The 17,522-nt window shown below is 70.9% G+C and carries 21 protein-coding genes and 1 riboswitch; of the genes, 11 read left to right on the top strand and 10 right to left on the bottom strand.

The window, feature by feature from the left end; genetic code table 11:
- Nucleotides 1-58 precede the first annotated feature (58 nt).
- The 3 genes from bioD to bioB are packed head-to-tail and all read right to left on the bottom strand — an operon-like array spanning nucleotide 59 to nucleotide 3,216.
- Nucleotides 59-748 (bottom strand): dethiobiotin synthase, encoded by a 690-nt coding sequence (gene bioD / locus ABT001_RS19980; protein WP_351279116.1) that lies wholly within the window; start codon nucleotides 746-748, stop codon nucleotides 59-61.
- A gap of 1 nt (nucleotide 749) precedes the next feature.
- A complete protein-coding gene (locus ABT001_RS19975; protein ID WP_351279113.1) occupies nucleotides 750-2,054 on the bottom strand; it encodes an adenosylmethionine--8-amino-7-oxononanoate transaminase in 1,305 nt (434 codons plus the stop codon).
- Nucleotides 2,047-3,216 carry a biotin synthase BioB gene (gene bioB / locus ABT001_RS19970; protein ID WP_351279407.1) on the bottom strand — a complete coding sequence of 390 codons (1,170 nt, stop codon included), beginning with the start codon at nucleotides 3,214-3,216 and terminating at the stop codon, nucleotides 2,047-2,049. Before bioB ends, ABT001_RS19975 begins: the two co-directional genes overlap by 8 nt.
- A gap of 144 nt (nucleotides 3,217-3,360) precedes the next feature.
- Between bioB and ABT001_RS19965 the strand changes: the two genes are divergently transcribed.
- Nucleotides 3,361-4,509, top strand: coding sequence for an 8-amino-7-oxononanoate synthase (locus ABT001_RS19965; RefSeq protein ID WP_351279110.1), 1,149 nt, complete (start codon nucleotides 3,361-3,363; stop codon nucleotides 4,507-4,509).
- Here the strand turns inward: ABT001_RS19965 and ABT001_RS19960 are convergent.
- Nucleotides 4,502-4,708, bottom strand: coding sequence for a DUF397 domain-containing protein (locus tag ABT001_RS19960; RefSeq protein ID WP_351279107.1), 207 nt, complete (start codon nucleotides 4,706-4,708; stop codon nucleotides 4,502-4,504). The genes ABT001_RS19965 and ABT001_RS19960 overlap by 8 nt on opposite strands.
- Nucleotides 4,645-5,598, bottom strand: a complete 954-nt coding sequence (locus ABT001_RS19955) for a helix-turn-helix domain-containing protein (protein ID WP_351279105.1) — start codon at nucleotides 5,596-5,598, stop codon at nucleotides 4,645-4,647. Before ABT001_RS19955 ends, ABT001_RS19960 begins: the two co-directional genes overlap by 64 nt.
- 230 nt (nucleotides 5,599-5,828) lie before the next feature.
- Here ABT001_RS19955 and ABT001_RS19950 point away from each other — a divergent pair, with 230 nt between their 5' ends.
- Nucleotides 5,829-6,260, top strand: a complete 432-nt coding sequence (locus tag ABT001_RS19950) for an ATP-binding protein (RefSeq protein ID WP_351279102.1) — start codon at nucleotides 5,829-5,831, stop codon at nucleotides 6,258-6,260.
- Between the two features lie 63 nt (nucleotides 6,261-6,323).
- On the opposite strand, the gene ABT001_RS19945 is transcribed toward ABT001_RS19950, so the two are convergent.
- Nucleotides 6,324-6,785: a MarR family winged helix-turn-helix transcriptional regulator gene (locus ABT001_RS19945; protein WP_351279100.1), complete on the bottom strand. Its 462-nt coding sequence runs from the start codon at nucleotides 6,783-6,785 to the stop codon at nucleotides 6,324-6,326.
- Between the two features lie 64 nt (nucleotides 6,786-6,849).
- Between ABT001_RS19945 and ABT001_RS19940 the strand changes: the two genes are divergently transcribed.
- Nucleotides 6,850-7,218: a VOC family protein gene (locus ABT001_RS19940; protein ID WP_351279098.1), complete on the top strand. Its 369-nt coding sequence runs from the start codon at nucleotides 6,850-6,852 to the stop codon at nucleotides 7,216-7,218.
- Nucleotides 7,219-7,538: 320 nt separating this feature from the next.
- Here the strand turns inward: ABT001_RS19940 and ABT001_RS19935 are convergent, their stop codons facing one another.
- The gene (locus tag ABT001_RS19935) at nucleotides 7,539-8,456 is read right to left on the bottom strand and encodes a LysR family transcriptional regulator (RefSeq protein WP_351279095.1); all 918 of its coding nucleotides are present in this window, start codon (nucleotides 8,454-8,456) and stop codon (nucleotides 7,539-7,541) included.
- A gap of 72 nt (nucleotides 8,457-8,528) precedes the next feature.
- Between ABT001_RS19935 and ABT001_RS19930 the strand changes: the two genes are divergently transcribed.
- A complete protein-coding gene (locus tag ABT001_RS19930) occupies nucleotides 8,529-9,170 on the top strand; it encodes a LysE family translocator (protein ID WP_351279093.1) in 642 nt (213 codons plus the stop codon).
- Between the two features lie 18 nt (nucleotides 9,171-9,188).
- Here ABT001_RS19930 and ABT001_RS19925 read toward each other — a convergent pair whose 3' ends face one another.
- The 3 genes from ABT001_RS19925 to ABT001_RS36100 form a co-directional block, all read right to left on the bottom strand.
- Nucleotides 9,189-9,659 (bottom strand): C40 family peptidase, encoded by a 471-nt coding sequence (locus ABT001_RS19925; protein WP_351279090.1) that lies wholly within the window; start codon nucleotides 9,657-9,659, stop codon nucleotides 9,189-9,191.
- Between the two features lie 3 nt (nucleotides 9,660-9,662).
- Nucleotides 9,663-9,835, bottom strand: a riboswitch (cyclic di-AMP (ydaO/yuaA leader).
- A gap of 365 nt (nucleotides 9,836-10,200) precedes the next feature.
- On the bottom strand, nucleotides 10,201-10,509 hold the full coding sequence (locus tag ABT001_RS19920; protein ID WP_351279087.1) for a hypothetical protein: 309 nt from the start codon (nucleotides 10,507-10,509) through the stop codon (nucleotides 10,201-10,203).
- Between the two features lie 7 nt (nucleotides 10,510-10,516).
- Nucleotides 10,517-11,167: an ATP-dependent Clp protease proteolytic subunit gene (locus ABT001_RS36100; RefSeq protein ID WP_502967488.1), complete on the bottom strand. Its 651-nt coding sequence runs from the start codon at nucleotides 11,165-11,167 to the stop codon at nucleotides 10,517-10,519.
- Here ABT001_RS36100 and ABT001_RS19910 point away from each other — a divergent pair.
- The 7 genes from ABT001_RS19910 to ABT001_RS19880 all read left to right on the top strand — a co-directional run bounded on the left by ABT001_RS19910 (nucleotide 11,126) and on the right by ABT001_RS19880 (nucleotide 17,374).
- Nucleotides 11,126-11,428, top strand: coding sequence for an urease subunit gamma (locus tag ABT001_RS19910; protein WP_073750029.1), 303 nt, complete (start codon nucleotides 11,126-11,128; stop codon nucleotides 11,426-11,428). The two genes, ABT001_RS36100 and ABT001_RS19910, sit on opposite strands and share 42 nt — an antisense overlap.
- A gap of 14 nt (nucleotides 11,429-11,442) precedes the next feature.
- Nucleotides 11,443-11,754, top strand: coding sequence for an urease subunit beta (locus ABT001_RS19905; RefSeq protein ID WP_351279083.1), 312 nt, complete (start codon nucleotides 11,443-11,445; stop codon nucleotides 11,752-11,754).
- Nucleotides 11,747-13,468 carry an urease subunit alpha gene (locus ABT001_RS19900; RefSeq protein WP_351279081.1) on the top strand — a complete coding sequence of 574 codons (1,722 nt, stop codon included), beginning with the start codon at nucleotides 11,747-11,749 and terminating at the stop codon, nucleotides 13,466-13,468. Before ABT001_RS19905 ends, ABT001_RS19900 begins: the two co-directional genes overlap by 8 nt.
- Nucleotides 13,469-13,484: 16 nt before the next feature.
- Nucleotides 13,485-14,150 (top strand): urease accessory protein UreF, encoded by a 666-nt coding sequence (locus ABT001_RS19895; protein ID WP_351279078.1) that lies wholly within the window; start codon nucleotides 13,485-13,487, stop codon nucleotides 14,148-14,150.
- A gap of 32 nt (nucleotides 14,151-14,182) precedes the next feature.
- Nucleotides 14,183-14,860, top strand: coding sequence for an urease accessory protein UreG (ureG, locus tag ABT001_RS19890; protein ID WP_351279075.1), 678 nt, complete (start codon nucleotides 14,183-14,185; stop codon nucleotides 14,858-14,860).
- Nucleotides 14,857-15,642 carry an urease accessory protein UreD gene (locus ABT001_RS19885; protein WP_351279072.1) on the top strand — a complete coding sequence of 262 codons (786 nt, stop codon included), beginning with the start codon at nucleotides 14,857-14,859 and terminating at the stop codon, nucleotides 15,640-15,642. The genes ureG and ABT001_RS19885 overlap by 4 nt, the downstream gene beginning before the upstream one ends.
- Before the next feature lie 154 nt (nucleotides 15,643-15,796).
- Nucleotides 15,797-17,374, top strand: coding sequence for an alpha/beta hydrolase (locus ABT001_RS19880; RefSeq protein WP_351279070.1), 1,578 nt, complete (start codon nucleotides 15,797-15,799; stop codon nucleotides 17,372-17,374).
- Nucleotides 17,375-17,522: the final 148 nt, after the last annotated feature.

Genomic DNA, 17,522 nt, shown 5'->3' with positions numbered 1-17,522 from the left:
GGGGCGTGTGAACGCGGCTCTCCTCGGAGTCTCCCCCCGTACGGGCTCGCTCAGCGGCTCATCCGGCCGACCGATTCCCCCCGAGTTCCGGGTCGAGCCAACCCGCCGCGCGTGCCTGGAAGTCTGCCGGTGTCAGAGCCCCCGCACCGGCCGGCACCGCGCCGAGCAGCGGAGCACCCGCCGCGACCGGGAGGTCGTCGATGTTGCACCTGGACGCCAGGTCCGGCTCGGCGGGCATGCTCCCCACCACCACTCCGGGGCACACGAGCCCTCGCGTCCGCAGTGCCTCAGTCGTCAGAGCGGTGGCGTTGAGGGTCCCCAGGCCCGCGGGCGCCACCACCAGCACGGGTGCCGCGAGCAGTCGGGCGGCGTCCGCGAGCGTGGCCCCCTGCTCGTCGTAGCGGACGAGCAGCCCGCCCGCGCCCTCGACCAGCACCAGGTCGTGCTCCGTCGCCAGCTTCTGGGCGGCGTCAGCGATTTCGTACGGGCGTACGGGCGTGAGCCCGGCGCGGCGTGCCGCTGTCTCGGGCGCCAGCGGCTCCGGGAAACGGGCCAGTTCGACCGCTGTCACATGGGCGCCGGCGAGCCGCGCCACCTCGGCGGCGTCCCCCGGTTCACCCGGGGCGAGCCCCGTCTGGGCGGGCTTGAGGACCGCGACACGGAGGTCCCGGAAGGAGGCTGCCACCGCCGCGGTCACGATCGTCTTGCCGATCTCCGTGCCCGTACCGGTCACCAGGAGAATCGTCATCTCAGCCCTCCCGCGCCGCAGCGCACACGGCCCGGCAGATCCGTGCCACATCGTCGTCGCCGGTCACATAGGGCGGCATCGTGTACACGAGATCGCGGAACGGACGCAGCCACACACCCTCGCGGACCGCGGCCCGTGTCGCGGCCGCCATGTCCACCTCGTGATCGAGCTGCACGACGCCGATCGCGCCCAGCACCCGGACGTCACGTACGCTCGGCACGACGGCGGCCTCGGCCAGGCCCTGCCGCAGCCCCGTACCGATCCGCTCGACCTCCCGCGCCCAGTCCTGCCCCAGCAGCAGATCGACGGACGCGCAGGCCACCGCCGAGGCGAGGGGGTTGCCCATGAACGTCGGCCCGTGCGCCAGCACCGGCACGTCCCCGCGCGAAATGCCCTCCGCCACCTCCGAGGTGCACAGCGTCGCCGCCAGCGTCAGATAGCCGCCGGTCAGGGCCTTGCCGACGCACATGACATCGGGCGACACCCCGGCGTGTCCCGCCGCGAACAACTGCCCGGTACGGCCGAACCCCGTCGCGATCTCGTCGAACACCAGCAGGACGTCGCTGGTGTCGCACGCCTCACGGAGCACCCGCAGGTACGCGGGGGAGTGGAAGCGCATCCCGCCCGCCCCCTGCACCACGGGCTCCACGATCACCGCCGCCAACTCATGGGCGTGGGCGGCTATCAGATCGCGCAGATGCCGTGCGTAGGCCTCGTCCGGCTCGGCGTCGAAGCCGTCCGGAGGGGCGTCCGCGAAGATCTGGCGGGGAAGGGATCCCGACCACAGTTCGTGCATCCCACCCTCGGGATCGCACACGGACATCGGCTGCCAGGTGTCCCCGTGGTAACCGCCGCGCCAGGTGAGCAGCCGGTGCTTCTCCGGCCGCCCGGCCGAACGCCAGTACTGCAGACACATCTTCACCGCGACCTCGACGGAGACCGACCCCGAATCGGCGAGGAAGACGTGCTGAAGCGGCTCCGGAGTGATCTCCACCAGCCGGGTCGCCAGCCGGACGGCGGGCTCGTGCGTGAGCCCGCCGAACATCACGTGGCTCATCCGGTCCAGCTGACCGCGGGCGGCCTCGTTGAGCACCGGATGGTTGTAGCCGTGGACCGCCGACCACCAGGACGACATGCCGTCCACCAACTCATGCTGCCCGTGCGCGGGTTCGGCGAGCCGCAGTCGCACCCCGGAGGCGGACTCGACGACCAGCGGCTCCTGCCGGCCGGGCATCGGGCCGTAGGGATGCCAGACGTGGGCCCGGTCCAGTGCGCGGAGTTCTGCGGGGCCGAGCGGATCAGGCATTGGGCGCGAGGTCCGTCCCGGCTCCCCGGCGGCGTACCGCGACCAGATCCGTACGTGCCGTCAGGGACCCGGACGGCTCAGGAGCGGTGGTCTCCTCGGCGGTGTCGCCGCACGGAGCGCAGCCGCCCTCATGCGAACCGCAGCCTCCGGCCGCGGGCGCGCGGTGCTCGGGGAGTGTCGTCGTGGCCGCTCCCTCCACCTCGAAGCCCGCGTCCGCGATCATGTCGAGGTCGGTCTGCCCGGACTGGCCCTCACTGGTGAGATAGTCCCCCAGGAAGATGGAGTTCACCAGGTTCAGGGCGAGCGGCTGCATCGAACGCAGATGGACCTCACGGCCGCCCGCGAGCCGCACCTCGACGTCCGGGCACACGAACCTGACCATCGCCAGGATGCGCAGGCACCGCTGCGGTGTGAGGTGCCAGTCCTTCGCGAGCGGGGTCCCCTCCATGGGGATCAGGAAGTTCACCGGCACCGAGTCCGGATCCAGCTCGCGCAGCGAGAAGACGACATCCACGAGGTCGGCGTCGGTCTCGCCCATGCCCGCGATCAGACCGGAGCACGCCGAGAGCCCCGCTGCCTGGGCCCGCTGCACGGTGTCCACCCGGTCGGCGTACGTGTGCGTGGTCGTGATGTCCCCGTACGTCCCCTCCGAGGTGTTGAGGTTGTGGTTGTACGCGTCGGCGCCCGCCGACCTCAGACGGTCGGCCTGGCCCTCCGAGAGCAGACCGAGGCAGGCGCACACCTCGACGTCCTCGTGCTGCTCCTTGATGGCCTCGATCGTCTGCGACACCCGGTCGACGTCACGGTCGGTGGGCCCGCGGCCGCTGGCCACCAGGCACACCCGCTTCGCGCCGCCGGCCACCCCGGCGGCGGCGGCCTTCTTCGCCTCGTCCGGCTTCAGCCAGGTGTACTTGAGGATCTCGGCCTTGGAGCCGAGCCGCTGCGAGCAGTACGAGCAGTCCTCCGGGCAGAGGCCCGACTTCAGGTTCACCAGATAGTTGAGCTTCACGCGCCGCCCGAACCACTGGCGGCGCACCTTTCCGGCCGCGGCCACCACGTCGAGCAGTTCGTCGTCGGAGGTCGCCAGCACGGCGAGCGCTTCGTCACGGGTCGGCAGTTCGCGCCGCAGCCCCTTGTCCACCAGGGTGTTCAGCAGGTCCATGGCCTTGATCCTGACGTACGGCACCGCCATCGGCCAAGGAGGAACCGGACAGCAGAGCCGGCCGATGCTGTGTGTATTGCCACACCCTGGCCTGTTGCGCACCCGGTTAGGGTCTGTGAGCTGCCTACAAAAAGGGACCCGCCCATGTCCTACGCCCCGTTCGACTGGATCGACGACGAGGCCCGGCGCCGTGCCGACGCCGGACTCGTCCGGACGCTGCGCCCCCGGTCCGCGGGGACGGAGCCGCTGGACCTCGCCAGCAACGACTACCTGGGTCTGAGCAGGCACCCGGAGGTCGTCTCGGCCGCGGCCGAGGCGGCACGGACCTGGGGCGCGGGGGCCACCGGATCGCGGCTCGTCACCGGGTCCACCGCGCTGCACGCCGAACTCGAACGCGAACTGGCCGATTTCTGCGGCTTCGAGGCAGCCCTGGTGTTCTCCTCCGGCTACGCGGCCAACCTCGCCGCACTCACCGCGCTCACCGGACGTGACTCGCTGATCGTGTCCGACGCAGGCAACCACGCCTCGATCGTCGACGGGTGCCGGCTCTCCCGGGCCGCCACCGCCGTCGTGCCGCACGCGGACCCCGAGGCCGTGCGCAAGGCCCTCCGCACGCACGGTGGACGGGCGATGGCCGTGACCGACTCCGTCTTCTCGGTGGACGGCGACGCCGCCCCGCTGGCCGCCCTCGCCGGCGTCTGCCGAGACGCGGGCGCCGCCCTCCTCGTGGACGACGCCCATGGACTGGGTGTCCTGGGCGATGGTGGGCGCGGCGCGCTCGCGGCCGCGGGCCTGGCGGGCGGCGAGGGCGTCGTCGCCACGCTCACCCTGTCCAAGTCGCTCGGCAGCCAGGGCGGAGCGGTGCTCGGCCCGGCCCACGTCATCGGCCACCTGGTCAACACGGCCCGTACGTTCATCTTCGACACCGGGCTCGCGCCGGCCGCCGTCGGTGCGGCGCTGGGAGCACTGCGTCTGCTGCGCCGCGAACCAGGACGGGCGGCGAAGGCCGGGGCTGTCGCCGTGGAACTCCACGACCGGCTGACGGGGGCAGGGCTGACCGCGGTACGTCCCGACGCCGCCGTGGTGTCGGTCCGGGCGCCTTCGGCGGAGTCGGCGGTGCGCTGGTCCGCCGACTGCCGCGCGGCGGGTCTCGCTGTGGGGTGTTTCCGGCCGCCTTCGGTGCCGGACGGCGTCTCCAGGCTGAGACTGACCGCCCGTGCGGACCTGACGCGTGAACAGATCACCACGGCCGTGCGCACGGTCCTCGCGACGGCGCCCCTGCCGGTCAGCTGACCGGGCTGGCGTGCAGCGTGGCGACGAAGGACGTCCACGCCGTCGCCGAGAAGCGCAGCGGCGGCAGGTCCGTGTCCTTGGAGTCCCGCACGGCGAGTTGATCGCCGCGCAGGGATGCTGTTTCCACGCAGTTGTTCATCCCGGTGCTGCGGCTGCTGCGCCGCCACCTGGGTGCGGGCTGTGCGAAACGGTCGGACATCGTGCTCCCCTCGGGCCGTCTGAAGGTTCCGCCTGACCGCCGCGGCCTGGAGCGGCGATGAGGTCCAGCGAACGCTCCGGCGACAGCGCGTGGGCCTGCATCGTGCGGAAGGCCGAGCTGTACGCCTCAAGGTCTTCTTTCCGCTCCAGATAGAGACTACTCGTCAAATGGTCAAGAACGACCACATCCAGATCAGAAGTATTCGGAAAAGAGAAGATAACGAAAGGTCCTGTGAGGCCGATGTAACTCCCGGCCTCGAACGGCAGCAACTGCAGTGTCACGTGCGGCAGTTGCGCGATCTCTGCCAGATGGTGCAACTGCCTCTCCATGACCCGGGGGCCGCCGACCCCACGCCGTAGTACGGCCTCGTCGAGCACGGCACTGAGTCTCAACGGCCGGGGCGCGTGGAGGATGCTCTGTCGCGCGAGCCTGACCTCCACCAGGGAGTCGAGCTGCGCGGGAGGCAATCCGTCCAGCGAGGTCCGGGTCACCGCTCGCGCGTAGTCGGCGGTCTGCAGCAGCCCCGGAATCACCGAGGTCTCCAGGGTGCGGGCGGCGTCGGCCTGGGACTCCAGGCTGATGAAGTCGCGGTACTGAGGGGGGATGAGCCCGCGATAGGCGTGCCACCACCCGCTTCCGCCGCCGCCGGCCGACCCGGCGAGATCCTGCAGCAGCGTGCGTAACTGCCGGTCGTCCACGCCGTAGACGTCCAGCAGCCGGGTCACGTCGCCGGGCGTCACCCCGCTCGCCCCCGTCTCGATCCGGCTCACCTTCGACTGGTGCCAGCCCAGCATTCCGGCGGCGTCCCGGCTCGTGAGTCCCGAGGTGTGGCGCAGGCTGCGCAGTTCCTCCCCGAGCTTGCGACGGCGAACCACTGGGCCGTTCCGCATGACGGCCTCCTCCCGTTGAACGGAGAGCCGCCCCGGCTGGTCCGGCTCGGAAAGGAGTCAGTGTCGCGCCCGTACGCGGTTCTCGGGGCGGAGTTCACCGCAATGGGCGATAGATATATGCATATCTTGGTGGATCGGCGTCATGGAGGGCGGCATCGGTGGCAGTCTGGCGCGAAGCACAATCCAGGCCGGCCGTGGGCCGGTCGGGGCGGGAAAGGGACGGCGTCGCCATGGCAGACCATCAGGAAGCAACCGTCACTCTGCCGAGCGATCCGGTCTCGGTCTCCGCGGCCCGGAGATACGTGGCCCGCATACTGGCCGAATGGGGCCTGGACGAGGACGGTGACACCGCTGACACCGTCCGGCTGATCGTCTCGGAACTCGCCACCAACGCCGTTCAGCACACCTTCGGTCAGTCCCCCACCTTCACGGTGGACCTCCGCCTCGACCGGGACGTGGAGCTCTTCCTCGGTGTGACGGACAGCCATCCCCGCTGGCCTCAGCGGCTGCCCGCCGCGGTCCGGCAGGACAACGGCCGCGGGATGGTGATCATCAGGGCACTGGCGAAGGAGCACGGTGGCCGATTCGCCGTCAGCCCCACGCCGGACGGCGGCAAGACCGTGTCGGTCGCTCTTCCCTGGCCGGTTCCCGCACAGAACTGATGCCGCGGCCGGGCGCCGCCCGTGGGGGTCAGGGGTACGGCAAAGTCGTGAATTCCGGAGCGGTTACGTCGCCGATGCGGGCGGTTCGGTCAGCGAGGCGATGCACGTGGTGAGTAGGCGCCGCATCTGATCTCGTTCGTTGGCATCCAGATCGGCCAGCATGTCTAGCTCGACGCGGCGCACCGCGGCGCTGGCCGTCTCGAGCTGGCGGCGCCCGCGGGGAGTCAGCTCGGTGGGCAGGGCCCTGCCCACGGGGGCCCGCGCCGGGCGGATGACGAGTCCCTGGCGCTCGAGGGCCTGCAGGAGCACGTTCATCGACTGCCGGGTGACGAAGGTGCCGCGGGCAAGCTCGGAGTTCGACAGGCCCGGTCGCTGGGCGAGCAGCTCCAGGCAGGAGTAGTGGGTGATCGTCATGCCGAGCGGACTCAGCACGGCGTCCAGGGCGGAGTGCAGAGCGCTCGCGACCGCCTTCAGCATGTACCCCAGCGATGTGTCCAGCTCGATTCCGGGCTCGCCTTGACTCATGTCAGTAGTCTGACATACGTTCCGGCATGTCAGAAGACTGACATGCTATGAGGAGGTAAGAATCGTGGCCGTTACCGGACCCGACTTCATTTCACTGCAGGTGCGCGACCTGGAGCGCTCTGCCGTTTTCTACGAGCAGTACCTGGGACTGAAGCGCTCTGACGCAGGACCGCCGCACGCTGTCGTGTTCGACACCAAGCCGATCGCGTTCGCTGTCCGCGACGCCGTCGCGGACAGCGACCTGGACGCGATCGCCCAGCCGGGCCAGGGGATGGCGCTGTGGCTGCACGCCCCCGACGCGCAGGACATCCACGACGCCCTCGCCGCCGCCGGTACGACGATCGTCGCAGCGCCCGTCGATGGGCCGTTCGGTCGCACCTTCACGTTCGCGGACCCCGACGGCTACCAGGTGACCCTCCACGACCGCGGCTGAGTAGGGCGGCCTGGTCCGACAGCAAGCAGCCCGGTCGGCGAGTGCCGCCGCCCGCGTCTCTTCCGCGGGTCGGGGAGCTGGGCAAGGAGATCAAGAAGGTACTGGCTGCGGGCAGCAGCTGTCAGGGGCGGAAGATGGCATGAACGGGCGGGCGTCCTTCGTGGCGGACGGCAGTGAGTGTGAGAGCTCCCAGCGTTCCGCCCGGGCCCCGCCCGCCACCCTCGGACCCGCCGGGCACATCGCCGCAGTCATGACACCGCAGGTCACGGCCTGACTTCATGACTCTGCCGGGCCCCTGCCGTGGGGGGCCGGGGCCGTTCTCAGGTGGCGGAGGTCCGGCCGAAGCCGCTGCGCAGGAGGGCCACCAGCGTCGTCGCCGCCGTGGTGTTCCGGTCCCCCCGGTGCACCACGGAGATCGTCCGCCGGAAGGCGGCGGGTTCCAGGCGCCGGACGGCGAGGGGAGCCGGAGACATCGCGGCCACCATCTCCGGCACCACCGCCACGCCGATGCCCGCACTGACCAGGGCGCACACCAGGGCGTAGCCCGGTGACTCGCACACCACGGCGGGAGTGGCCCCCGCCTCGGCCAGCGCACGCTCCACCCCACGGCGCGGCGGATGATCAGGCGCGCTGCTGATCAGCGGGCGGCCCGCGAGTTCGGCCACGGACAGCGGGCCGCCGCCACCCTCGGACAGCACCTGCCCGAGAGCGGTGACCAGCACCAGTTCCTCGACGAGCAGCGGCTCGGCGCGGACTCCCGCCGGCAGCGGCTCGGCCGCCGCGGGCTCGTACGCGTGGGTCAGCGCCAGATCCACATCGCCCGACGCCACGGCGGCGACCCCGGCCGGAGGCTCGTAGTCGGTGACGGCCAGCTCCACGTCGGGGTGGGCGCGCCGGAACGCGGTGAGCACCGGCGGCAGCAGGTGGATCCCGGCCGTCACGAACGTGCCGACCCTCAGCCGGCCCCCCGACAGCCCTGCGAGCCGGGCCAGCTCGTGACGCGCCTGATCCATCTCGTCCAGCACACGTCGGGCCCGCCCCGCCAGCAGTTCCCCGGCGGCCGTCAGACGGGCCCCGCGGTGGTGACGTACGAGGAGGGCGGCTCCGGCTTCCCGCTCGAGCTTCGCCAGTTGCTGCGAGAGCGCGGGCGCGGTGTAGCCCAGCCGTGCGGCCGCCCGCGTGATCGAGCCGGCCTCGGCCACCGCCACCAGAGCGGCCAGCCGTGTCGGGTCGTACATTAAGCGTTCCTTTTGGCAGACCCAGAAGATTGCAAGTACACGTTAAAGGGCCGGCGGGGCCAGGGTGGACCCATGGACGCACAACTGCTCGCCTTCGTCGCCGTGGCCGCGGGAATGGTGGCGCTTCCCGGCGCCGACTTCACCGTGGTCGTACGCAACGCGCTCGCATCCCGGCAGTCCGGGCTGGCCACCGCGGTCGGGGTCGCCGGAGGCCTTCTGGTGCACACCGCGCTGGCGGTCGCGGGCCTCGCCGCCGTGCTGGTGACGATGCCCGTACTGTTCCGCACCGTGCAGCTCCTCGGCGGCGCGTACGTGCTCTACCTCGGGCTCAGCGGCCTGTACGCGATGCGGCGGCCGGTCACCGCCGGAGCGGCTGACGAGGAGGAGCCGGCGGGCAGGGCGCCGTCAGGGCCCGGACGTTCGCTGCGCCAGGGCTTCCTCACCAACGCCCTCAACCCGAAGGCGCCCGTGCTCTTCCTGAGCCTCCTGCCCCAGTTCGTGCCCGACGGCCAGGCGCCTCTGCCCAGGACCCTGCTGCTGGCCTCGGTGGTCGTCCTGCTCGCACTCGTCTGGTTTCCCGCCGTGGCCCTGCTGGTGGACCACCTCGGCCGGTGGCTGCGCCGGCCGCGTACCGCCCGTGCGATCGAGGGCGGCAGCGGCGCGGCGCTCACGGCATTGGGACTCGTCCTGGTGACCGGCCCCCTGCTGAACTGAATCAGGTGCCCGAGGCTGTCAGCGGACCCTCCCGTACCAGACGTTGCCGGACCAGATCTTCTCCAGCCGGACCACGGCGCCGGTCTTCGGCGAGTGCCAGATCTTCCCGCCGCCGGCATAGATGCCGACGTGGTACACGCTGCGGCCCGCGTGGAAGAAGACCAGGTCGCCGCGTTGCCGCTGCGACCTGGAGATATGGCGGGTCTTGTTGTACTGCTGCTGAGCGGTGCGGGGTAGCTTCTTGCCGGCCTTCTTGAACGAGTAGAGCGTGAGCCCTGAGCAGTCGAACCGATGGGGGCCCGTGGCGCCCCAGCTGTAGGGGGCGCCCTTCTTCGACGCGGCGATCTTGAGCGCCTTGGTCGAATGGGCGGCGGCCTCGGCGTCGTTCACGAAACCGGGGGCCAGCATGGTCGTTCCTACGGCGAATGTCAGAACCGAGGCCGTTCCGGCCCGGGCGAAAAGAGAGCGGACATGAACCTGCGCAGTCATGCGCAACCCTTCGTCAGCCGCCTGTGAAGGATGACCTGTCGGGTTCGGGCTGGCGAAGTTGCCCGGCCGCGCGAAGCGGCTTCACCCCGAGGGCCGTCCGGATGTCCGGTCGGCCCGTTGTGCTCGGGTCCTCCACTCCTGCCGATCCATTCCTGTCGACCAGGCATCCGGGCGGCGGCAGGACTCGGCGTCCGCCCGGACCGCCCCGCCGCGGTGGCGGGGGCTTGTCGTCCCAGGGATCTTTACTCACGCTCTGCCCGATTTCCTCGCTGAAGCGGGCATATGTGAGAGTCGTCACGACTGATCCGATCGGGTGGACGCGGCGGTCCCGAAGCCGCGGCGGCCGCACCGGACCAGCCGTGTACCAGGGGTGGAGCGATGGATTCCGTTCAGTGTCCGCGCTCGCTGCGCAAGTTGAGCTGTCCCTCGACAGGGGGACGTCCTACGCCGATCGAGCGAGGGAATCTCATCGTCCTGTCGGGCGTGTCGTGAAGGGGCGTCGAAAACCGCGCCGGTGGCCCGAGTCGAGGGCCGGAAACCTTCAACTCGACGGCGCGGGAGGCACGGCGACCCGCCCCGCCCGACGCTCCCCGTCCAGCAGTCGCAGGGCCCTGGCCAGGGTGTCCGCGTGGATCTGCGACTCGCCCCGCTCGTGCATCAGGACGAGCGCGTCGCGGAGGGCGACGGCCCGCGACGCGAGAGCCTGAGCCGCTCGGAGCGCTCCGTACGTGTCGCTGCCGCGCGCGGGGTTGATGCGGCCGAGCTGGTCGAGAGCCTCCAGGTAGCGGTCGATGAACTCGGCCTCGGCGCGGGTCAGTGCCGGGAGCGGCGGGAGCCGGGGTGGGAGCATCGGGCGTTCACCTCGCGGGATACGGCGGCTGGGACGGTGTGCGGTTCTCCACGACGTGGTCCACCAGCCCGTACGCCGGGACGGCCTGGGCGTCGGGGACGGTGTCCCGTTCGGTGTCGGCGCTGATCTCCCGTGTGGAGCGCTCCGTGTGACGGGCCGGCATGGCCGTGAGCGGCTCGCGCTCCAACTCCCGGGCCCGGATCTCGAGATCTGAGGGCCGGCCCTGCACCGGCTCGTCCGGGGCGGGTTGCTGGATGAGTACCCGGGCGCCCGGCAGGGCATGTCCGTGTCCGGGAGCGCCGGCGGCGAGCAGGGCCGCGGCGGCGCGAAGATCGCACCGTATACGACGGGATCGTCGGCGGCGGGCGCGAGTGGCCCTCGTGCCGTTCGGGGGTGCTTCCGGGCATGCGTGAGCCGGACGTCCTGAGGTGGGCGTGGCGTGCGCCGATTTCCATGGACCGGTAAAAGGCCAGTTAACGCGCCGGAAAAACTTCCGCCCTAACGTGCAATACCTGGTCGCGGAATCCTCTTCATCGTTCAACAGAGTGTTGAAGGCGGGATAGGGTCCCGCTGCGTCCGGGGCAGGTACCGGGCGGGAGACGAAGAGGGTGGAAGCGTGCAACTCACTCCGCACGAACAGGAACGCCTGCTCATCCATGTGGCGGCCGATGTCGCAGAGAAGCGCAGGGCGCGCGGACTGCGGCTCAATCACCCCGAGGCCATCGCGCTGATCACGTCCCACCTTCTGGAAGGTGCCCGTGACGGCCGGACCGTGGCCGAACTGATGGCCTCCGGCAGGAAGGTCCTCACCCGCGACGACGTCATGGACGGCATACCGGAGATGATCCACGACGTCCAGGTCGAGGCAACCTTCCCGGACGGAACCAAGCTCGTCACCGTCCACGACCCGATCGTCTGACGGGGGAGCGGCCGATGATTCCCGGAGAGTTCCTGTACGCGAAGGACCCGGTGCCGCTCAACGAGGGGCGTCCCGTCACCCGTCTCACCGTCCTCAACGCAGCGGACCGGCCCGTGCAGGTCGGCTCGCACTACCACTTCGCCGAGGCCAACACCGGCCTGGACTTCGACCGCCGCGCCGCCCACGGGCTGCGGCTGAACATCGCCGCCGGAACCGCCGTGCGCTTCGAACCCGGAATACCCGTCGATGTCGAACTCGTCCCGCTCGCAGGCCTGCGCATCGTCCCGGGACTGCGCGGCGACACCGGAGGTTCTCTCGATGCCTGAACTCAGCCGCCCCGTGTACGCCGATCTTTTCGGGCCCACCACCGGCGACCGCATCAGGCTCGCCGACACCGACCTCGTCGTCGAGATAGAGGAGGACCGGGCCGGCGGACCCGGACGGGCCGGTGACGAAGCCGTGTTCGGCGGTGGCAAGGTGATCCGTGAATCGATGGGCCAGGCGCGGACCACCCGCGCCGAAGGTGCCCCCGACACCGTCGTCACCGGCGCCGTCATCATCGACCACTGGGGCGTCGTCAAGGCCGACATCGGTATCCGCGACGGCCGGATCACCGGGATCGGCAAGGCCGGCAACCCGGACACGATGAACGGTGTCCATCCCGACCTCGTCATCGGGCCGGAGACCGAGATCATCGCGGGGAACGGCAAGTTCATCACCGCCGGCGCCATCGACGCGCACGTCCACTTCATCTCGCCGACCCTCGTCGACCAGGCGCTCTCCTCCGGGATCACCACGCTCGTCGGCGGGGGCACGGGTCCAGCCGAAGGGACCAAGGCCACCACGATCACTCCGGGCCCCTGGCACCTCGCCCGGATGTTCGAGGCGCTCGACGGTTACCCGGTCAACATCGGGCTGCTCGGCAAGGGCAACACGATGTCCCGGGAGGCCATGCACTCCCAACTGCGAGCCGGAGCGCTGGGTTTCAAGATCCATGAGGACTGGGGTGCGACCCCCGCCGTCATCGACGCCTGCCTGGGCGTGTGCGAGGAGACCGGCGCCCAGTTGGCCATTCACACGGACACGCTCAACGAGGCCGGATTCGTCGCCGACACGCTGGCAGCCATCGCCGGGCGTTCCATCCACGCGTACCACACCGAGGGCGCGGGTGGCGGGCACGCGCCCGACATCATCAGCGTGGTCTCGGAGCCGTACGTCCTGCCCAGCTCCACCAATCCGACCCGGCCGCACACCGTCAACACGATCGAGGAGCACCTCGACATGCTGATGGTCTGCCACCACCTCAACCCCACCGTGCCGGAGGACCTCGCCTTCGCCGAGTCCCGGATCCGGCCCTCGACCATCGCCGCCGAGGACATCCTCCATGACCTCGGGGCCATCTCGATCATCTCCTCCGACTCCCAGGCGATGGGCCGCATAGGCGAGGTGATCCTGCGTACCTGGCAGACCGCCCACGTGATGAAGCGGCGTCGTGGTGCCCTCCCGGGGGACGGCCCCGCCGACAACCACCGGGCACGTCGCTATGTAGCCAAATACACCATCAACCCCGCGGTCGCCCAGGGCCTGGACCGGGAGATCGGCTCCGTCGAGACCGGCAAGCTCGCCGACCTCGTGCTCTGGGAGCCGGCGTTCTTCGGCGTCAAGCCGCAGACCGTGATCAAGGGCGGCCAGATCGCGTACGCACAGATGGGCGATGCCAACGCCTCGATCCCGACTCCGCAGCCGGTCATGCCCCGCCCGATGTTCGGCGCCGTGGGCCGGGCTCCCGCATCCAACTCCCTCAACTTCGTCTCCTCGGCGGCCATCGAGTCCGGGCTGCCGGAGCGGCTGGGGCTCGGCAAGGCGTTCGTGCCGATCACCAGCACCCGAGGAGTCACCAAGGCGGACATGCGCGAGAACGACGCCCTGCCCCGGGTCCAGGTAGACCCCGACAGCTTCGCCGTCACCATCGACGGCGATCCGGTCGAGCCGGCCCCGGCCGCCGAGCTCCCGATGGCCCAGCGCTACTTCCTCTTCTGAGGCGGACCCGCACCTCATGACGACACGCGCAGCCCTGCTCGTCCTCGCCGACGGCCGGTTCCCCGCCGGTGGCCACGCCCACTCCGGCGGGGCCGAACCGGCCGTCAAGGCAGGACACATCCGGAACGCCCAGGACCTGGCGGACTTCTGCCTGGGCCGGCTCCATACCACCGGACTCACCTCCGCGGCCCTGGCCGCCGCGGCGGCCCACGGCCTCGACCCCCTCGCCCTCGACGAGGCCGCCGACGCCCGGACGCCCTCGCCCGCACTCAGGAACGTCGCACGCAAGCTCGGACGGCAGCTGATGAGGGCGGCACGGGCCACCTGGCCCAGCCCCGAACTGGCCGCGCTCGCCGAAGCCCGGCCACGCGGCGCCCACCAGCCCGTCGTCCTCGGCCTCACGGCACGCGCAGCGGGTCTGGGGCCCGCCGACGCCGCGCACTGCGTCGCCTACGAGACGGTCAGCGGCCCGGTGACCGCCGTGGTCCGCCTCCTGTCACTGGACCCCTTCGAGGCCACCGCGGTCCTCGCCCGGCTCACGCCCGACCTGGACCGGATCGCCGAACAGGCAGCAGAGGCCGCTCTGCGCGGCATCGACGCCCTGCCCGCCGCCTCCGCCCCGCTGCTCGACATCTCGGCCGAGGCCCACGCGGCCTGGCCGGTCCGCCTGTTCGCCTCCTGACCTTCCCCATCGCAGACCTGGAGCCCGCACCCATGCATCTCGACCACGCACACCACGGCCCCGCAGCCGTCAGCGCCGACGCCGCCCGCCCGGACGGCACCCGTCGTGCGCTGCGCATCGGCCTCGGCGGGCCGGTCGGCTCCGGCAAGACGGCCACCGTCGCGGCCCTCTGCCGCGCCCTGCGCGACCGTGTCTCCATCGCCGTCGTCACCAACGACATCTACACCCGCGAGGACGCCGCCTTCCTGCTCCGCAACGCGGTGCTGCCACCCGAACGCATCCAGGCCGTCGAGACCGGTGCCTGCCCGCACACCGCCATCCGCGACGACATCTCCGCCAACCTCGAAGCCGTCGAGGACCTGGAGGACTCCGTGGGGCCCCTCGATCTGATCCTCGTCGAGTCGGGCGGCGACAATCTCACCGCCACCTTCTCCAAAGGGCTCGTCGACGCCCAGGTCTTCGTGATCGATGTCGCGGGGGGCGACGACATCCCGCGTAAGGGAGGCCCCGGTGTCACCAGCGCCGACCTGCTCGTGATCAACAAGACCGACCTCGCCCCGTACGTCGGATCCGACCTGGACCGGATGGCCCGTGACGCCGCCGACCAACGCGGCGAACTCCCGGTGGTGTTCACCTCTCTGACGGGCGCCGAGGGTGTCGCACCCGTCGCGGACTGGGTGCGGGCACGTCTCGCGGACTGGGCGGCATGAGCGTCACGGCCACCGTCCGGATCACGGCGGTCGCCGACGGACGTGGATCCACCGCCCTTCCGGTGCTGGAGAGCGAGGGACCGCTCGCCCTGCGCCGGACCAGATCGCCGGACACCACGTACGCGCGGGTCACCGTGGTCGGCGCGATGAGCGCCCCCCTCGGCGGAGACCGGCTTGCCGTCGAGGTCCGGGCCGGGGACGGCGCCCGGCTGACGGTGGATTCCGCCGCCGCCACCGTGGCGCTGCCCGGGCCAGGGCCCGACGCGGGCCCTGCCTCGTACGACGTACGGCTGAGCGTCGGGGAGGGGGCGGAGCTCCACTGGCTCCCCGAACAGCTCGTCTCCGCCCACGGCAGCGCGCTCGACATGACCACCCGGGCCGAACTCTCCGGCACGGCCCGCCTGGTGCTCCGGGAGGAACAGGTCCTGGGCCGGCACGGTGAACCCACCGGCCGGCTCACGACCCGTCTGACGGTGCGCAGAGCGGGACGGCCGTTGCTCGACCAGCAACTGGCCTACGGGCAGGGAGCGCCGGGCGGATGGGACGGTGCCGCCGTCCTGGGCGGTCACCGGGCCGTCGGGCAACTCCTCGTCGTCGACCCCGCGTTCGAGGAATCCCTCCCCGCTCCGCGCCTGTTCGGCCCCACCGCCGTGCTCACTCCGCTGGCCGGTCCCGCCGTGCTGGTGACCGCGCTCGCCGCCGACGCACGGCTGCTGCGAGCGGTGCTGGACGAGGCATTGGAGGGGGTGCTGGAGGGGGCGGGAGTCCTCCCGAGGAGCTGAGTCCGCTCAGCGGGACAGCAGGCACCGGTTATTGGTTCGGTAAAGAAACATGCGTACGCCCTGTTCGCGGCGAGCTCACAGACGAAAGGATTCGCCTGGACACACGGACGAATGCGCCGCCACCGTCGGCGCATCGCGTAGGGGGAGGTTCCACGTGAGGCGCACAGCGGTGCTCGGCTCGGCCGGCACACTGATCGCGGGCACGCTCATAGCGGGAGCGATAGCCGCACCGGCTGCCGGTGCCGACAGCAGGCACCACGGCGATCAGGAGGCGCGCGGAGTCCAGATCGCCGCAGCCCGAGCCGCGAAGACGGGTGTCGACTGGACGGACTGCCCGGCCGACTGGGCGATCGCCGCACCCATCCAGTGCGGCTGGGTGAGCGTCCCGCTCGACTACGGCAAGCCGAACGGCAAGCAGATCGAGCTCGCGGTCGACCGGCACGTCAGCACGGGCACGAAGGACGAGCGCCAGGGCGCGCTCGTCTACAACCCCGGCGGCCCCGGCGGCTCCGGCATGGCGTTCCCGAAGCGCGTCGTCACCAAGAACCCGCTCTGGACGAAGACCGCGAAGGCCTACGACTTCGTCGGCTTCGACCCGCGCGGCGTCGGCCACTCGGCGCCGATCTCCTGCATCGACCCGCAGGAGTTCGTGAAGGCACCCAAGGCCGACCCGGTGCCGGACAGCGAGGCCGACAAGCGTGCCCAGCGCAAGCTCGCGGCCGAGTACGCCGACGGCTGCGCCGAGCGCAGCGGCGAGATGCTGCCGCACATGACCACGCCGAACACCGCACGGGACCTGGACGTCATCCGCGCCGCGCTCGGTGAGAAGAAGCTCAACTTCCTGGGCGTCTCCTACGGCACCTACCTGGGCGCGGTCTACGGCACGCTCTTCCCGGCGCACGTACGCCGCATGGTCGTCGACAGCGTGGTCAACCCGGCGAAGGACAACATCTGGTACGAGGCCAACCTCAACCAGGACATCGCCTTCCAGACGCGCTGGGACGACTGGAAGGCGTGGGTCGCCGAGAACGACGCGGCCTACCACATCGGTGACACGCCCGAGAAGGTCGAGCAGGCCTGGCTGACGCTGCGCGCGGCGGCCAAGAAGAGCCCGATCGGCGGCGTCGTCGGGCCGGCCGAACTCATAGGCTTCTTCCAGGGTGCGCCGTACTACGACTCCGCTTGGGCACCCACCGCCCGGGTCTGGAGCGACTATCTGGCTGGTGACACCCAGGCGCTGATCGACGCCGCTGCCCCCGACCTGTCGGACACCACGGGCAACATCAGCTCGGAGAACAGCAACGCCGTCTACACGGCGGTCGAGTGCGCGGACGCCGAATGGCCCACCAGTTGGAGGAAGTGGGACCGTGACAACACCAGGCTCCACGAGGACCACCCGTTCATGACCTGGGCCAACGCCTGGATGAACCTGCCCTGCGCGACCTGGTCGTCGAAGCAGCAGACACCCCTGGACGTCCGCACGGGCAAGGGTCTGCCGCCGGTGCTGATCGTGCAGTCCACGCGCGACGCCGCCACCCCGTACGAGGGCGCCGTCGAGCTGCACAAGCGCTTCAAGGGCTCCCGCCTCATCACCGAGGAGGGTGCCGGTTCGCACGGTGTCACCGGCCTGGTCAATCCCTGCGTCAACGAGCGGGTGGACACCTACCTGCTCACCGGGAGGACCGACCGGCGCGATGTGACGTGCACCCCGCACGCCACCCCGAAGCCGTGATCACCACCTGAACGTGAGCGGGCGGCCGATGTCTTCCGGCGGCCGCCCGCTCACCCCCGTTATCTTTTTCGCGGTCCTGCAATGGGACCGCTGGCCTCCGGGCCCGGCATGACTGTGTCCCCCTGTCGAAGACATGACCTGGGGGGTG

The sequence above is a fragment of the Streptomyces sp. NPDC002793 genome (assembly GCF_040295485.1).
GTDB lineage: Bacteria > Actinomycetota > Actinomycetes > Streptomycetales > Streptomycetaceae > Streptomyces.
This window is presented reverse-complemented; position numbering and strand designations above follow the sequence as displayed.